Source organism: Enterococcus sp. SMC-9 (assembly GCF_021011285.1).
Classification (GTDB): Bacteria; Bacillota; Bacilli; order Lactobacillales; family Enterococcaceae; genus Enterococcus_C; species Enterococcus_C montenegrensis.
This window is the reverse complement of the sequence record NZ_JAILYE010000003.1, coordinates 258,061-275,939: the sequence shown is the minus strand read 5'-3', so window position 1 is coordinate 275,939 and position 17,879 is coordinate 258,061. Positions and strand designations below refer to the sequence as shown.

The following is a 17,879-nucleotide window of genomic DNA, read 5'->3' as shown; positions in this document are numbered from 1 at the left end:
AAAAGCTTTTCCAATGTCTAGCTTTTCAAACTAACTCTCGGCGACAATAAGCAGAAAATTCGAGAAATTTGAAGAACAATTTATCAAATTTTTGTCTTATTGCTTGAGTGCTAACCAAGTTTCAAAAGCTTTTTCAATGTCTAGCTTTTCAAACTGTCACTCTAAGAAATAAGACAAAATTTTCAAAAATTTGAAGAACAATTTCCGAAAATTCCGTACTTATTTTTTGAGTGCTAACCAAGTTTCAAAAGCTTTTCTTTTACTTTATCGAATCCATTTGGCAAAGTCAAAAGAGTTTTTTTTTAGCACCATTTACTTCTTAAGGTAGGGAACTTGTTTTAAAAAACAGAAGATTTTCCCACCTGCAAAAAAATTTTCACATCATGTGCAGTTGATGCATTTTTTGTTCTTGTTGCATATTCTCAATTTTATTTAGGAGGAGAAATAATTTGAATGACTTTCTCAAATATTTTCTAAAACGGCTATTTTTTATGCTGGTAACCTTGTGGCTGATTGCTACGATTACATTCTTTTTATCAAAAATGTTACCAGGAACGCCTTATACCAATGCAGAACGTTTAAGCCCAGACCAAATTGCGTTGTTAAATAAGCAAATGGGTTTGGATAAGCCGGTTATCGTGCAATATGGAACGTATCTGAAAAACTTACTTCAAGGTGATTTTGGAATTTCCTTCCAGTTTAAAAACCAACCAGTTGCAGCCTTATTGGCTGGTCGCGTGGGACCTTCCTTACAATTAGGGATGCAGGCGATTTTACTGGGGACTTTCGTGGGGATTATTTTAGGGACGATTTCAGCCATGAAACAAAATACATGGGTAGATACGTTAGCGACTTTAATTGCGATTTTGGGTCGTTCGATTCCAAACTTTGTCTTCGCCGTTTTACTACAATATGTTTTTGCGATTAAATTGCACATTTTGCCGATTGCTAAGTGGGAAGGTTTTGCCTATACGATTTTACCAACGATTGCGCTGGCAATGTCGCCTTTAGCCGATTCGGCACGTTTTATTCGAACAGAAATGGTGGAAGTTATGCACAGTGATTACGTGGAACTAGCTCGAGCTAAAGGATTAAGCCGTTGGGAAATCGCCTTTAAACACGGCTTGCGTAATAGCTTGATTCCCTTGATGACATTACTCGGACCTTTAGCAGTTGCTTTAATGACTGGTTCTTTAGTAGTAGAAAATATTTTTGCGATCCCTGGTATTGGGGAGCAATTTGTAAAATCAATTACCACCAACGACTATCCAACCATTATGGCGGTAACCGTCTTGTACTCGGCAATGTTGATTATTGTCATTTTAGTGGTTGACTTATTATACGGCATCGTTGATCCACGAATCCGCGTGTCAGGAGGGAGCAAAGGCTAATGGAAAATGCAAAACCAAAATATGATACGGTTGCCAAAATCCCAGCGTCAGAATTTGAGCTGTACCACGGTAGTACCATTAAAGAACGGGAAATGATTGCCGCTCCGTCTTTGACTTTCTTACAAGATTCTTGGCGGCGCCTTCGAAAAAATAAAGCAGCGGTCGTATGTATGGCGATACTACTCGTAATTATTGTGATTTCGATTATTTCAATTTTCTTTTCACCCCATAATCCCACGAAGCAAAATGTTGCCTATATGAATTTGCCACCACGAATTCCTGGGATTGATATTAATGGCTTAAACGGAAAAGCAATGGTTGGCGGACAATTAGTCGATAAATATGCCGCAGCGAATGTACCGGATAATTTGAATTATTATTTTGGGACTGACGGATTGGGCCGTGATGTTTTGAGCCGTCTTTTGATGGGAACGCGGGTCTCTTTATTGATCGCCTTTATTGCGGCGATGTTCGACATTATTTTTGGTGTTACTTACGGATTAATTTCTGGTTTAAAAGGCGGTACAGTGGATACGTTAATGCAACGTATTTTGGAAATTCTTTCTGGTATTCCAAACTTAGTTGTGATGATTTTAATGTTAGTCGTTTTTGAACCGGGTATTCCATCGATTATTGCTGCCATGGCCATCACTAACTGGATTCCAATGGCGCGGATCGTTCGGGCACAGACGCTGAAATTAAAAGACCAAGAATTTGTGTTGGCTGCCCAAACTTTAGGGGAAAGTAATTTCAAAATAGCCTTTAAACATATTTTGCCCAACATCTCCAGCGTGATTATTGTCCAGATGATGTTCAGTATTCCAACGGCGATTTTCTTTGAAGCCTTCTTGAGCTTTATCGGTTTAGGTTTAACACCACCGAATGCTTCACTGGGTACAATGTTAAGTGACGGGTATAAAACCTTCCAATATCTGCCTTACCTATTGTGGGTACCAGCAGTTACGTTATCTGTCATTATGATTGCCTTCAACTTACTAGCTGATGGTCTTCGTGATGCTTTTGATCCGAAAATGAAAGAGTGATGATGATGCCAGAAAAAGTATTAGAAGTTAAAGATTTGGAAATCTCCTTTGATACTTATGCGGGAACAGTCCGCGCAATCCGCAATGTTAGTTTTGACCTTTATAAAGGAGAGACTTTGGCGATTGTAGGGGAGTCAGGTTCCGGTAAATCGGTAACTACTCGCAGTATCATGGGACTTTTAGCCAGTAACGCCAATATTGATAAGGGTGAAATTATTTTTAAAAATTCCGATATTGTCAAAAAATCGGAAAAAGAAATGCAGAAGATTCGAGGTAAGGAAATTGCGATGATTTTCCAAGATCCCATGACCTCTTTAGATCCAACCATGCCAATTGGCAAACAAGTTGCGGAGTCTTTGATTATTCACAACAAAGTGTCTAAAAAAGAGGCCTTAGCTTCCGCGTTGGAATTGTTAAACTTAGTTGGTATTCCCAATGCCGAAAAACGATTGAAAAACTATCCCCACCAATTTTCCGGTGGACAACGGCAACGGATCGTAATTGCCATTGCGCTTATTTGCTACCCGGAGGTTCTGATTGCTGATGAACCAACGACCGCTTTGGATGTAACAATTCAAGCCCAAATTTTAGAGTTGATGAAAGATATTCAGAAAAAAATTAATACGTCGATCATTTTTATCACCCATGACTTAGGTGTTGTGGCAAACGTGGCTGATCGCGTGGCAGTCATGTATGGGGGCAGAATTATCGAAGTTGGAACGGCAGAAGAAATTTTTTACAACCCGCAACATCCGTATACATGGGGGCTGTTAGGTTCAATGCCGACTTTAGAAGGGGGCGAAGAACGCCTATATGCTATTCCAGGTTCGCCACCAGATTTACTGCAACCACCAAAAGGGGACGCTTTTTATCCTCGTAATGAATTTGCTTTAAAAATCGATACCGAGGAAGCACCACCATATTTTGACGTCTCTAAAACCCACAAAGCGGCAACGTGGCTCTTAGCACCACAAGCCCCTAAAGTAACCCCACCGGCCGAAATTGTTCGTCGTTGGGAAATTTTCAAAGAAAAACAAGAAGCCTAAGGAGGTAGCCGCGTGAAAAAAGTTTTATTAAACGTAACTCACTTGAAACAATACTTCAATGTCGGACGTAAAGACGAAGTCAAAGCAGTGGATGATATCAGCTTTCACATTTACGAAGGCGAGACTTTTGGCTTAGTGGGAGAATCCGGTAGTGGCAAATCCACCACCGGGCGCACGATTATCCGCTTAAATACGCCAACTGATGGAGAAATTGATTTTGCTGGCCAAGATGTGATGAAAATTAAAGGCAAAGAAGGCTTAAAAACATTTCGTCGCGATGTACAAATGATTTTTCAAGATCCGTATGCCTCTTTAAATCCTCGCATGAAAGTGCGGGACATTATCGCAGAAGGCATTGATATTAATGGTCTTGCCAAAAATGAAAAAGAACGCAATGCCCAAGTGGATGAACTGTTAGAAACGGTGGGGTTAAATCCTAGTCATGGAACGCGTTATCCTCATGAATTTTCCGGCGGACAACGGCAACGGATCGGTATTGCCCGCGCCTTAGCTGTAAAACCAAAATTTATTATTTGTGATGAACCAATTTCAGCTTTGGATGTTTCCATTCAAGCCCAAGTGGTAAATTTATTGCAAGACTTGCAAGAACAGCAAAATTTGACGTATTTATTTATCGCCCATGATTTGTCGATGGTAAAACATATCAGTGACCGCATTGGTGTTATGCACTTAGGCAAATTGCTGGAAGTGGGTACCAGTGATGCCATTTATAATCACGGCGTTCATCCGTATACGGAAAGTTTGCTGTCGGCAATTCCATTACCAGATCCAGATCATGAACGTAACCGCAAGCGGATTAAATATCAGGCCCAACCTGATGATGGCAAACAGCGAGGAATGCATGAAATTGCAGAAGGACATTATATTTATTGTTCAGAAGATGAAATTGCCATGTACCAAGCAAAATTACAGCAAAAAACGACGCAAAGCCAAGTGGCACTGTAATTGGACTCTTGCGGACTGAGAAAGTTCATTCAGCTTTTCTTGTTGTCTAGCTTCATGAACTGGTCCTCCAAGAAATAAGGCAAAATTTCCAAAAATTTTGGGAGCAATTTCCGAAAATTCCGCTCTTATTTTTTGCGGACTGACCAAGTTCAATCAGCTTTTCTAGTTGTCTAGCTTCATGAACTAACTCTCGGCGACAATAAGTCAAAATCTTGAGAAATTTGAAGAACAATTTATCAAGATTTTCCCTTATTGCTAGCGAGTTGACCAAGTTCATTCCGCTTTTTTAGTTGTCTAGCTTTATGAACTAGTCCTCCAAGAAATAAGGCAAAATTTCCAAAAATTTTGGGAGCAATTTCCGAAAATTCCGCTCTTATTTTTTGCGGACTGAGAAAGTTCAATCAGCTTTTCTTTTAAAAAATTTGTTAGGTTAGGTAAGGTTAGGTGGGACAAGGGGAACGTCCCTACCAAAAGCCACCACAACTGAAGTAATGATCAGTGAGGGGAGGCAGGTACCAATTAAAATATTAAAAGCTTATAAATTTGCGCTTTATCCTGATGAAGCGCAAAAAAAATTTTTTATTCAAACTTTTGGCTGTGTTCGTTTTACTTATAACACGTTATTGACACTGCGGCAGACAAACTATCAAGATAATAGCGAAACTTTTACAAATCCAGCTTCAGGGCGGTTAAAGACGCAAAAGTTAACGCCAGCTAAACTAAAAAAGGAGTATTCGTTTTTAAAAGCGACGGATAGTTTAGCTTTGGCTAATGCGCAACGTAACTTGGAAAAAGCCTTTCAAAATTATTATCGCGGCCATGCCAGTTATCCGAAACTAAAGAGCAAAAAAAGTGCGTGGCAGTCTTATACTACAAATAATCAAGGTCATACTATTTATCTTGAAAAAGATGGCTTGAAGCTTCCAAAGTTAAAAAGTAAAGTTTTGTTGCATCAACATCGTAATGTGACGGGAAAAATTCGCTCGGCCACTATCTCTGCTAAAAATTGGCAGGAATTTTATGTTTCTTTATTATGTGAAGAAGATAGTACTGCTTTGCCAAAAACAGGTAGCAAAATTGAAATTACCTATAATGGGACAACACTAATTGAGCCAAGTGTGGCAGTGCGCGGCATACCGACGCTTTGCCAAGTGCAACTTTTAGCACAGCTAAAAAAAGCGCAGCGGCGCCTTGCCATCCGAGCTAAGAGTGCACAGCGGCGCAATGTAAAGTTGGAACAAGCTAAAAATTATCAAAAACAAAAATTGCGCCTCCAACAACTATATATCCGCAAAATGAAGCAAAAAGAAGACTTTACAGAACAACTGTCGATTGCTCTTGTGCGCCAATTTGATTGTATCGTGGTCACAATGCCAGCAGCAGGAGACGATGAAACAAAAAACAAGGGCAACAAAGCCCTTAAAACGCAGAAAAATAATCAAAATACCCCAGTTTTGCAAAATATTGAAGAGAAATTTACTTTAAGTGACTGGAATCGTCTCCTCTTGAAATTGAAATATAAAGCCGATTGGTATGAAAAAGAGTTAGTCTTTTGTTCAAAGCAAAAAGCCAACTAATAATTAGAAAATTTTTTTAGTTTAAGAGAATTTGATTGAAAAACTATTTCTGACAGATAAAAAAAGAAACACTAACTGCAAAGTGTTTCTTTTTTAAGAACTGGAAGGGGCTCCAGGGATCGCCTTGGGTATATAAAAAGTGCATCAGCACTTTTGTTTCTAGGAATCCGCTCACTAATTATGATAAACCATTGTCAGCTTCTTTAAAAAGAGGCTGGGGCATAGGCTAAGTTATGTAAATGACTTGGTCTATGTTTTTTTTGACTGAAAAAAGTTCGAACACGTCATTTTGCACCCCACAAAATAAATCCGCCTAAAATTTTCTAAAAAATAAAATATATTGCATAAAAAAGATAAAAATAAGTCGTTTTGTTTTTAATTTAGGCAAGAAGAGGGTATTCTATGGATACCCAAAAAAGCAATAAAATGAAAATTATTATAAATATTGGTAGAAAGAAGTGAGTGAAAATGGGTTTAATTTGGTCATTAATCGTTGGTGGTGTCATTGGTGCGATCGCAGGTGCGATTACAAATAAAGGTGGTTCAATGGGAATTATTGCAAATGTCGTTGCCGGTCTAATTGGTTCTGCGATTGGGCAGTCTTTATTGGGTCATTGGGGTCCAACTCTAGCTGGAATGGCAATTGTACCTTCTATTATTGGTGCAGTTATTTTAGTGGCAGTCGTATCGTTCTTTTTTGGTAGAAAAGCATAGACATAGTCAGCTTATTTTATTAGTAATAGGTCGTCATTTTGTGACAAGTTATAAATTTGCTGAAATGATTCGGATTGAAAAAAACAGGAATTCAATTTACAATCGTGGTCTATCTTTTGGTTAAATAATTAGAATGTTTGCAATCAGATAGAAGTATAATCCTAGGATGATATAAATGATATAACCGACAGTAAAAGTGTAGGTGTCATTTTAATGGGTGGCAAAACCTACTAAAAATCTGTCTGTAATTAAAAAAACTGCAAGCGCAGGTAAAGTCACGAGACTTTGCCTGCACTTGCTTTTTTTATGCTAGTTTTACGACAAATGTTTCGTAAGGCAGTAAGTTCAACTGATTTAAATGGTGATACGTATGGGGATAGTTTGTGATAATCGTTTCTGTGGCGGCATAAGGCAATGAGACTGCTTGTTTGCTGTCAGAAAAATTCGCACAAATAAGCCAAGTTTCCCCTTCGTAGCTACGAGTATAGGCAAAAATATTTTCAGCGGTATCCAGTAAGTCATAATCTCCCCAGACAATTAGCGGATAATTTTTTCGCAACTGAATTAATTTTTGGTAGGTGTAAAAAATGGATTCAGGATCATCCAGCCGGGTTTGCGCATTAATAGTTGTGTAGTTGGGATTTAAATTGTACCACGGAGTTACGTTTTCTCCTGTAAAGCCAGCATTAGGCACATTAGACCATTGCATTGGCGTACGGGCGTTGTCACGTCCTTTAGTATTAATGGCTTGCCAAATTGTTGCCTCACTGCTGCCTTTAGCTTTTTCTTCTTCATAGTAATGAATACTTTCAATATCATCTAATTGGCTAATTTTATCGACGTATTGGTTGGTCATGCCCAATTCTTCACCTTGATAAATAAAAGGAGTCCCCCGCATCAAATGGAGTAAAATGGCCAACATCTTACTGCTTTTCGTGGGGTAATCAGCTACATTGCCCCAACGAGATAAAATCCGTGGTTGGTCGTGATTACTCCAAAATAAACTATTCCAAGCTTCTTTTGGTAAGTCTGTTTGCCAGCGGGATAGCACCGTTTTTAACTCGGAGACATTTAAGGACTTCAAATTCCATTTTGAAGTTTTGGCAACTTCATCTAAGGCCATATGTTGAAATTGAAAGACCATCAACAGCTCTTTTCTCTTAGGATCTGTATACAAAGGAGCAGTTAATGGCGTGACACTGCCAGTCTCGCCGATGGTTACAACGTCGTGTCCTGCTAAAACTTCGCGATACATTTCTTGTAAATATGGATGTAAGGCGGGGCCGTCCCCAATAATTTTTTGATCGGGAATTTTACCAATTAATTCGATCACATCTAAGCGAAAACCACCGACGCCTTTTTGCAGCCAGAAATTCATAATTTGCCATACTTCTTTGCGGACAGCAGGATTTTCCCAATTCAAATCGGGTTGTTCTTTGGCAAATAGATGGAAATAATATTCGTTTGTTGCGGGCAAGTGTTCCCACGCACAGCCGCCAAAAAAAGAATTTAAGTCATTTGGCAATCCATTTTTATCAGAACGAAAAATGTAATAATCCTTATAATGTGGATCGCCTGCTAAGGCTTTTTTAAACCAAGGATGTTCACTGGAGGTATGATTGACTACTAAGTCCATGATAATTTTTATGCCCGCTTTTTTTGCTGTGGCAATTAATTCTTCCATATCTGCCATCGTGCCAAATTCTGGCATAATAGCGCAATAATCACTCACATCATAGCCATTATCGACATTAGGAGATGCAAAAACTGGCGAGAGCCAAATGGCGTCGATCCCCAATTTTTCTAAGTAAGATAAACGCGCGGTAATTCCTTTAATATCGCCAATGCCGTCATTGTTGCTATCTTGGAAACTCCGGGGATAAATTTGATAAAAAACGCTTTGTTGCCACCATTTTGATGCCATGATAAAACTCCTTTCAAAAAAAATAAACTTTTAGTGAAACGTTTTTCTTATTTGGTAAAATATTTGCAGCTAGATTTTACCATGAAATTGTTTTCAAATGGTTGTTTTATTAAAATATTGTCATTTAATTTTTGATGAATGCTTATTTAACGCTGATTTTACTCGTTGTGAAAAGTTTTTTTATAAAAAATCGTAGAAAACGGTTGCAAATTGAATCACGGCATTATATACTCTGTTCGTAGAAACGTTTCACCAAAAATGAAATACGGAGGAAGAAAGATGAAGATTTCGAAAAAGCTTTGTTTATTGGGTGTAACAGCAGCGATGACACTGGGTGTTTTAGCAGGTTGCGGGTCAGGTTCTGGCGGAGATTCTGCTAAAGATGACAAGGTCTTAAATATTTGGGGTATGGGAGAAGAAGTGAAACAATTATCCAAAATGACGGATAAATTCACAGATGAAACTGGGATCGAAGTTAAAATCCAGTCTATTCCTTGGTCAAATGCCCACGATAAATTATTAACAGCTGTTGCTTCTAAGAGTGGCCCAGACGTATTGCAAATGGGGACAACTTGGATGCCTGAATTCCAAAAAGCTGGTGCTTTAGCAGACATGAGCAAGTACATTGAAAAATACGACAATTTAAAAGCTGAAAACTTCTATCATGGTTCTGTTGAAACGACAAAATTTGACGACAAATATTACGGTATTCCGTGGGCAGCTGAAACACGCGTACTATTTTACCGTACTGATGTTTTAGAAAAAGTTGGCTATAAAGAAGCGCCAAAAACTTGGGAAGAATTAGAAGATGCTGCTAAAAAATTAGCTGCTCGTGGCGATGACAAATACGGTATCAACATCGACAGCAAAGAACAAACACTAGGCTTTATGTTTGCTCGTCAAAATGGTTCACCATTATTAGAAGATGGCAAACCTGTCTTCAATAAAAAACCTTTTGTTGACGCTGTTTCTTACTTGAATGACTTTATCCAAAAAGGTTACTCACCAAAAGAAGATTTAGGTTTGGATGTATCGCAAACTTTCTCTGGTGACGATGCAATGGTACCAATGTTTATCAGTGGTCCTTGGATGGCAAAAACTGTAAAAGACACAGTAAAAGATGTAGATGGCAAATGGGCGATTGCAACATTGCCGAAAAAAGAAAACAACATTTCTTCAATGGGTGGCTCAAACTTAACTATTTTTGAATACTCTAAGAAAAAAGATGATGCAGCGAAATTCATCGAATTTATGGCCCGTCCTGAAAACCAATTAGAGTGGATGAAATTAACTGACGCACTTCCAACTGCGTTAAAAGCTTGGGAAGATGATTCTTTGAAATCTGATCCTGTTTACAGCGTCTTTAACGAACAATTACAAAACTCTGAACCAATGCCTTTAATCCCTGAATTTGAAGAAATCGCACAAAACTACTTGAAACACTTTGAACAAATCTATCTTGGCGGCGCCAACGTTCAAAAAGAAATGGACGCTTTCAACCAAGAGTCAGAAACTACTTTAAACAAATAATCGTGGTATAAAAATTTAACAGCTAAGAAGTGTTAAATCGTCACCACAAATTTTTTAGGAGTGGTCCAAAAGTCCTGTTTGGACTTTTAACCACTCCTTGCTTTTGTCAATTCCTACAATTCACGAAATTATTTTGAAGGGGGCGCTTCCATTGCGAAAAGCCAAAACCACCAAAGCACCATATCTTTTCATTGCTCCAGCCTTGATTTTACTTTTGCTATTTTCAATTATTCCTATTTTTGTTGCATTTTTTATTAGTTTTACTGATATGAGTCTTGTTGGACTCGCCGACTGGTCACAAATTAAATTTGTTGCGTTTAAAAACTATCAAGATATTGTTTTGGACCCTGTTTTTCTAAAGAGTATTAAAAATACGCTCTTTTACGTGGTATTCGGGGTGCCGGTTGTTATTGCCTTATCAATGGGTTTGGCGTTAATGATTAATTTTGGTAAAAATCGAATTTTTTCTGCTTTTCGGATGATTTTTTACACACCGGCGATTACAAACGTGGTTGCCGTGGCAGTAGTTTTTGCCTATTTATATAATCCAAGTTTCGGCTTTTTAAATTATTTGTTGTCACTTTTACACATTGATGCGGTGCCATGGTTAACCAATCCGGTCATGGCAAAAATTTCCTTAATTATTTTAGGGGTATGGCGCGCAGTCGGGGCCAATATGTTGATTTTCTTGGCTGCCATTCAAGGTATTCCAAAAGAATTATATGAAGCCGCTTCACTAGATGGTGCTTCAAAACGGCAGCAAACTTGGTACATTACCATTCCGTCGTTACGCTTTTCAACGTTCTTTGTTACCGTCACAACTTTAATCGGCTGGTTGCAATTCTTCGAAGAACCATTTGTTTTAACCAATGGTGGACCGCTAGATTCTACGACTTCTGTTGCGTTGTTTATCTACCGCAATGGTTTCCAATTAAGTAAATTTGGCTATGCTGCAGCGGGATCGTTCATTTTATTTGCAGCTATCATTATCGTGACATTGCTACAATTTAGAATGCAACGCAAAAATGCAGAAAATCAATTATAAGTGAGGTAATCAAAGATGACAAAAGAAATGCAAAGTAACCGTCGTGCCAAAATTGCAATCGGGATTGCCTTAGCCATTGGTGCGATTATTTGGATGATTCCTTTTGTATGGATGATCCTTTCTTCTTTTAAAACAGATGCGGAGATTATGCAATTTCCTCCGAAAATTTTACCGGAACATTTTTCTATGGATAACTTCAAAGAGTTATTCGGTGCCTTCAATTTTATCGTGTATTTGAAAAATACGTTAATCGTTGTAGCCTTCTCCTTTTTAGGCATGTTCTTTAACGCTATGGCAGGTTTTGGCTTTGCCAAATACAACTTTAAAGGCCGTGAACCTTTGTTTTACTTGGTCTTAGCAACAATGATGATTCCCGGTCAGGTAACGATGATTCCTGTTTACTTGATCATGAACTCTTTAAAATTAACCAATACTATGGCAGGGATTATTTTGCCCGGCTTAGTGGGGGCATATGGGATCTTTTTATTCCGCCAATTTGCTTCCGCTATTTCCAATGAACTTTTAGAAGCTGCTCGCTTGGATGGCGCAAGTGAATGGTATATCTTCACCCGCATCGTTTTACCTATTTCCAAACCGGTGTTGGCCGTACAAGGGATTGCGACATTTATCGGTGGTTGGAATTCATTCTTATGGCCGTTGATTATGGCAAACGACGAAAAATATTACACCTTATCTGTTGGCTTGCAGTTGTTAAAAGGACAATATGCGAATAATTACTCCCTACAGATGGCAGGTTCAACCTTTATGGTCGTGCCAATTTTAATCATCTTCATGTTCTTACAAAAATATATCTTGGAAGGCTATAACGTTTCAGGAAATAAATAAAAAAAACGCACCAGCTAAAGGAGGATGCAGCAATGGAACAGGCAAAATTAACTGCATTGGTACAAGAAATGACATTGGCTGAAAAAGTCGATCAGCTTTTACAATTGGCTGCCGATTTTTATTCACAGGCCGCAGAAGAAAAAACTGGTCCCATGACAGAAATGGGCTTAAAAGATGAAAATATTCAAAATGCCGGTACTATTTTAGGTTTAGCCGGAGCCAGTGAAGCCAAGCGAATTCAAAAAGAGTATATGGAAAAAAATCGCTTGGGTATTCCTACACTATTAATGGCCGATATTATTCACGGCTTTCGCACAATTTTTCCGATTCCATTGGCTCTTGGCAGCAGTTGGGATTTAGCAGCCGCAGAAGAAATGGCGCAAATTTCTGCCAAAGAAGCAGCAGTTTCTGGCTTACACGTTACCTTTTCACCAATGGTCGATTTGGTAAGAGATCCACGTTGGGGCCGGGTGATGGAATCTACAGGAGAAGATCCATATTTAAATGCCCGCTTTGCTGAAAGCTTTGTTAAAGGTTATCAAGGGGATGACTTAAAAAATGACTTCACGCGCGTTGCCGCTTGTGTAAAACACTTTGCAGCTTATGGGGCAGCTTTAGCTGGTCGGGATTACAATACTGTCAATATGTCAGAAAGACAGTTGCGGGAAAGTTATTTACCAGGGTATAAAGCTGCTTTAGATGCCGGTGCTAAATTAGTTATGACCTCCTTTAATACCGTTGACGGCATTCCTGCTACGGGGAACAAGTGGTTATTCCGGGATGTTTTACGTCAAGAATACGATTTTGACGGCGTCGTGATTTCAGACTGGGGCGCAGTAAAGGAATTGATTTTTCACGGTGTTGCCGCTGATGAAAAACAAGCGGCGCAATTAGCCATTGAAGCTGGCGTTGATATTGAAATGATGACGACCTGTTACACCCATTATTTAGCGGAATTAATTGAAGAAGGCAGTGTGGATGAAGCGTTATTAGATGAAGCTGTCTTACGCATTTTAGAATTGAAAAACGATTTGGGGTTATTTGAAAATCCCTATCGTGGTGCCAGTGTTGAAGATGAAAAGGTGATTTTATCACCCGAGCATCGCCAAGCAGCTCGTGAAATCGCGCAAAAATCAATCGTCTTATTAAAAAATAAAGCAGATATTCTACCTTTAAATTCAGAAGAAACAGTTGCAATTATTGGCCCCGCGGCTGCAAGTCACGATGTTTTAGGGGCTTGGTCTTGGCAAGGAAAAATGGAAGAAGCCGTTTCACTTTTAGAAGGGGCCCAAGCGTATAGCTCACATTTATTAGTCGGCAAAGAAGAGTTTGATTACTTTGCCCCAAGTCAAAAAGCTGTGGCAGAAGCCGTTTCATTGGCGCAAAAAGCCGATAAAGTTGTGTTGGCTTTAGGCGAAGCAGAATGGATGAGCGGCGAAGCGGCAAGTCGTAGCGATATTACTTTGCCAAAAGCGCAAATTGCCTTGTTTGAAGCTGTTAAAGCAGTCAATCCCAATATTATTGTGACCTTATACAATGGTCGTCCTTTGGATTTAAATGGCATCGATGAAGCCAAAGCCATTGTGGAAGCATGGTTTGCAGGTACAGAAGCTGGAAATGCCTTAGCCGATATTTTATGGGGGGCCTTTAATCCAACGGCGCGCTTGTCCATGTCATTTCCTGAAAGCGTTGGCCAAGTACCGATTTTTTACAATTGTGATAGCACGGGCCGCCCTTATGAGAGTGCACCGAATGAAAAATATGTTTCAAAATATTTGGATGTCTCCAATTATGCGAAATATCCTTTTGGCTTTGGTTTAAGTTATAGCCAATTTTCTTATCAAGACGTCGTGATTGACCAGACAGAATTAACGCCAGAAAACCAAATTCTGCTCACAGTGACAATCACAAATGAAAGTGAGCAAACAGGCAAAGAAACAGTGCAGTTGTACATTCAAGATTTAGTGGGACAAGTTGTACGTCCGATAAAAGAATTAAAGGCCTTCCAGCAAGTTGTTTTAGCCGGTAAAGAAAGCCGCAAAGTTTCTTTTGCCATTACAGAAGAGATGTTGCGCTATGTCCATCAAGATCAAAGAAGGATTAGTGATGCAGGTGCCTTTTTGGCAATGGTGGGACCAAACAGCCGTGATTTAACTGCGGTAACATTTAATTTAGTGAAGTAGGGAGCCAAAACAATGAAGCAAATCATTTTGAACGCCGGAGATGTCCAAGCGGCATTTTTACCCACAGGGGATTTATACGAGTTGTGCAGCAATGAAATTATGATTAATCAATTAGATGGTAACGCCTTAGATGGTAGCGTCAATCAAATTTATTTACGTATTTTTGATGAAAAAATCACAGCGATACCTTTAATTGGTTCAAATACTAACAGTACTTTTTCGCAAAATGAAAATGGCGTAACGTGGCAAGGTAGCGTTGAAGAAATTAGGTACCAAGTGGACTTTACCTTAAGCAAAAAAAATATCTGGTTTTGGACGATCACATTAAAAGGTGAAGGACAAGTTGTGGATGTCATCTTTGGGCAGGATTTAGGCAACGCCGCCAAAGGTGCTGTGCAATCAAACGAAGCATACATGTCCCAATATGTTGACCACAAAGTAACACAACAAGAAAACGGCTATATTATTACTTCACGTCAAAACCAACCACAAGGTGGAGAATTTCCAGTAGTGGAACATGGTAGCTTAACGAAAAACCGCGGCTTTTTAACCGATGGCTATCAATTCTTTGGAACAAACTATAAAACTACAGCGACACCGCAAGCTTTAGCGATTGATCAATTTGAAAATGAAGTTTATCAATACGAGTTTGCTTATCCCGTATTACAATCTGAAAAAATGACTTTACAAGGTGAAGCAGAAGTAGTTTTTTACGGCGGCTTTAAAAATAATCATCCTAAAGAAATAACAGAAGCACTTTTTACCAAAGAGCAAGTTGCTGCAGCCTACCAGAAACCAGTAGTTTTACAAAATGAACAAGGAAACACGCGTCAGAAAAAAATCGGTGCGCCTTTAACGGGGAAAAAATTAACTGCCGCTGAAATTGATGCCTTATTCCCAGAAAAAAACCAAGTTGAAGTAGTTGATGGCAGCGTATTGTCTTTCTTTACACCAAATTATCACCACGTGGTTTTACAAGAAAAAGAAGAACAGATGGAACGGGCAACCGGCCACATTTTACTAAGTGGAACGGACTTAACTGTCGATAAACCGCTTCTAGCAACGACAGCTTATATGTACGGAATTTTCAACTCCCAAGTGGTTTTAGGCAACACTTCCATGAATAAATTAATGAGTAACAGCCGTAACAGCTTAAATGTTTTAAAACATTCTGGTCAACGCCTGTATGTAAAAGAAGGCGAGAACTGGCGTGTTCTAACCATGCCTTCTGCTTTTGAAATGGGCTTAAATTCGGCAACTTGGTATTACCAATTAGACGATGATTTACTGACAATTACGACCTATACGATTGCAAATGGCCGCGAAATTCGTCTGAATTGCCACAGTGCCATTGGCAAAAATTATACCTTTGCTTTAACGAGTCATCTTTTGATGGGGGCACAAGAAACGCCAACGTATCAAATGACACAAACGGGCAATCAAATGACGATTAAACCGGCAGCAAGCTCACCTGTAAACAGTGAATACCCTGATTTGACCTATTATATGACCATGGATACAGCATTTAGCGTGACAGATGAAAGTCTCTTTGGAGTAGAATCTTCTGACTTGCAAGTTGTAGTTTTAGAAGATGTTTCAGGTTTTGAAAGTATTATCCAAGGCACATTAACAGGGGCAGATTTTGTTGAAACCAAAACGGATTTGATTGCAGAAGATGCAGCCTATGTAGCTTTTGTTGACCGCTTATTACACAATTTCAAATTGGAGCACGAAACGGCAGACGTTAGCAGTATGAATTATTTGAGCCGCTGGTATGTTCACAATATGCTCGTTCACTACTTATCCCCACATGGTTTAGAACAATATGGCGGGGCTGCCTGGGGGACGCGGGATGTTTCCCAAGGTCCAACTGAATTTTTCTTTGCAATTAACCGACCAGAAGTTGTAAAAGATATTATTAAAAAGGTGTATGCCAACCAGTTTGACGATGACGGCAACTGGCCGCAATGGTTCATGTTTGATCGTTATGAAACGCAAAAAGCTGATGAAAGCCATGGGGATGTAATCGTTTGGCCAATGAAAATTATTGCAGATTATTTAGCTAAAACAGCGGATTACAGTATCTTGCAAGAAAAATTGCCTTATACAAAACGCAGTGATTTCCATAAAACGGCTGAAAGCTACACGTTATTTGACCACTTGAAAAAAGAAGTTCAATATATCGAAGATAATTTCTTAGCGGGAACGTATTTATCTTGCTATGGCGATGGTGATTGGGACGATACTTTGCAACCTTATGACAGCCGTTTGAAAAAACATATGGCCTCTAGTTGGACTGTCGCTTTAACATACCAAGTTATGAATAAATTAAGTCACGTTTTAGCGACAGAAGATGCCGCCTACAGCCAACATTTAGAAAAACTTGTAGCTGGTATTAAAACAGACTTTACAAAATATATTTTAGGCACCGATGTTATTCCTGGCTTTGTTTATATGGAAGAAGATGGCACGCCTGAATTAATGATTCATCCAACTGACAAAAAGACCGGAATTCAATACCGTCTATTGCCAATGACTCGCAGTATGATTGCAGAATTACTAACACCTAAACAAGCACAAGCTCATTTGGCTGTGATCAAAGAAAACTTGCAATTTCCAGATGGCGTACGCTTGATGAATCGTCCTGCTCATTATGCCGGCGGTGTGAGCACTAACTTTAAACGGGCCGAACAAGCCGCTAACTTTGGGCGGGAAATTGGTTTGCAATACGTTCACGCCCACATTCGTTTTACCGAGGCAATGGCAAAATTAGGCAAAACAGAGGAAACTTGGCGGGCATTACAAACCATTAACCCAATTAATTTAAAAGAGCGGGTAAAAAATGCTAAATTACGCCAAGCCAATGTGTATTTCAGTAGTTCTGATGGCGATTTCAAAACAAGATATGAAGCACAGGAAAACTTTGGTAAACTAAGAGATGGAAGCGTTGACGTCAAAGGCGGCTGGCGGATTTATTCTAGCGGCCCGGGAATTTACTTAAATCAACTGTTAACGAATGTTTTAGGCCTAAGAGAAGACAGTAAAACAATCGTCTTAGATCCCGTTTTACCGGCAGAACTTGACGGACTTAAAGTAAATTATGCTCTAGCTGATGCACCAGTAGCGATCACTTTTTATACTGCAGCAGATAAAAAGCGCAAAGTCGTAATCAATGGTAAAGTGGTGGAAACAAAAATAGAAGCGAACCCATATCGTACCGGTGGCTTTGTCATAGACAAAAAAGACTTCAAAGAATATTTGAAAGACGGCAATCAAATTGCTGTTTATTGCTAGCCTTGAAGGTATAAGTATTTGAAAAAACGTAGCAGAAGGAAATTCAATTGTGAAACGACAATTGAATTCTTTCTGCGAGTTTTAGAAAAAGCAGTTTTTAAGGCTAAACGTGACACATGTTTGGACTTGTTTTTTAGAAAAGAATAGATCTGCTTAAAATGAAATAGGATGTCAGTTTCTCACAGCGATTTTCGCTGATGTGAGATGATATACGAAGAGAAAATAGGACTCATTTTTTTCAAAAAAATGAATACATTAAAATGAAATAGGATGTCAGTTTCTCACAGCGATTTTTGCTGATGTGAAATGATACACGAAGA

Annotated in this window: 12 protein-coding genes; 11 read left to right on the top strand and 1 reads right to left on the bottom strand. The window is 39.0% G+C overall.

Annotation, left to right across the window (positions count from 1 at the left end; translation table 11 throughout):
* The first annotated feature begins 449 nt into the window (after window positions 1-449).
* From opp3b to K4422_RS05970, 6 genes are all read left to right on the top strand, one after another.
* Complete coding sequence (opp3b, locus tag K4422_RS05995; protein ID WP_206902977.1) at window positions 450-1,391, top strand: oligopeptide ABC transporter permease; 942 nt, start codon at window positions 450-452, stop codon at window positions 1,389-1,391.
* On the top strand, window positions 1,391-2,434 hold the full coding sequence (locus tag K4422_RS05990) for an ABC transporter permease (protein ID WP_230709760.1): 1,044 nt from the start codon (window positions 1,391-1,393) through the stop codon (window positions 2,432-2,434). Before opp3b ends, K4422_RS05990 begins: the two co-directional genes overlap by 1 nt.
* Before the next feature lie 2 nt (window positions 2,435-2,436).
* Window positions 2,437-3,480 (top strand): ABC transporter ATP-binding protein, encoded by a 1,044-nt coding sequence (locus K4422_RS05985; protein WP_230709929.1) that lies wholly within the window; start codon window positions 2,437-2,439, stop codon window positions 3,478-3,480.
* A gap of 12 nt (window positions 3,481-3,492) precedes the next feature.
* Window positions 3,493-4,446 carry an ATP-binding cassette domain-containing protein gene (locus K4422_RS05980; protein WP_206902979.1) on the top strand — a complete coding sequence of 318 codons (954 nt, stop codon included), beginning with the start codon at window positions 3,493-3,495 and terminating at the stop codon, window positions 4,444-4,446.
* 491 nt (window positions 4,447-4,937) lie between these two features.
* Complete coding sequence (locus tag K4422_RS05975; protein ID WP_230709759.1) at window positions 4,938-6,023, top strand: RNA-guided endonuclease InsQ/TnpB family protein; 1,086 nt, start codon at window positions 4,938-4,940, stop codon at window positions 6,021-6,023.
* Between the two features lie 468 nt (window positions 6,024-6,491).
* Complete coding sequence (locus K4422_RS05970; protein ID WP_206902981.1) at window positions 6,492-6,737, top strand: GlsB/YeaQ/YmgE family stress response membrane protein; 246 nt, start codon at window positions 6,492-6,494, stop codon at window positions 6,735-6,737.
* 304 nt (window positions 6,738-7,041) lie between these two features.
* On the opposite strand, the gene K4422_RS05965 is transcribed toward K4422_RS05970, so the two are convergent.
* The gene (locus tag K4422_RS05965; protein WP_230709758.1) at window positions 7,042-8,661 is read right to left on the bottom strand and encodes a glycoside hydrolase family 13 protein; all 1,620 of its coding nucleotides are present in this window, start codon (window positions 8,659-8,661) and stop codon (window positions 7,042-7,044) included.
* Window positions 8,662-8,940: 279 nt separating this feature from the next.
* On the opposite strand from K4422_RS05965, the gene K4422_RS05960 reads away from it, so the two are divergent.
* The 5 genes from K4422_RS05960 to K4422_RS05940 all read left to right on the top strand — a co-directional run bounded on the left by K4422_RS05960 (window position 8,941) and on the right by K4422_RS05940 (window position 17,559).
* Window positions 8,941-10,191, top strand: a complete 1,251-nt coding sequence (locus tag K4422_RS05960) for a sugar ABC transporter substrate-binding protein (protein WP_206902983.1) — start codon at window positions 8,941-8,943, stop codon at window positions 10,189-10,191.
* Window positions 10,192-10,342: 151 nt separating this feature from the next.
* Window positions 10,343-11,236, top strand: a complete 894-nt coding sequence (locus K4422_RS05955; protein WP_206902984.1) for a carbohydrate ABC transporter permease — start codon at window positions 10,343-10,345, stop codon at window positions 11,234-11,236.
* A gap of 15 nt (window positions 11,237-11,251) precedes the next feature.
* Complete coding sequence (locus K4422_RS05950; RefSeq protein WP_173101934.1) at window positions 11,252-12,082, top strand: carbohydrate ABC transporter permease; 831 nt, start codon at window positions 11,252-11,254, stop codon at window positions 12,080-12,082.
* Window positions 12,083-12,114: 32 nt separating this feature from the next.
* On the top strand, window positions 12,115-14,265 hold the full coding sequence (gene bglX, locus K4422_RS05945) for a beta-glucosidase BglX (RefSeq protein WP_230709757.1): 2,151 nt from the start codon (window positions 12,115-12,117) through the stop codon (window positions 14,263-14,265).
* A 12-nt stretch (window positions 14,266-14,277) separates the two neighbouring features.
* A complete protein-coding gene (locus K4422_RS05940; protein WP_230709756.1) occupies window positions 14,278-17,559 on the top strand; it encodes a GH36-type glycosyl hydrolase domain-containing protein in 3,282 nt (1,093 codons plus the stop codon).
* The last annotated feature ends 320 nt before the right edge of the window (window positions 17,560-17,879 follow it).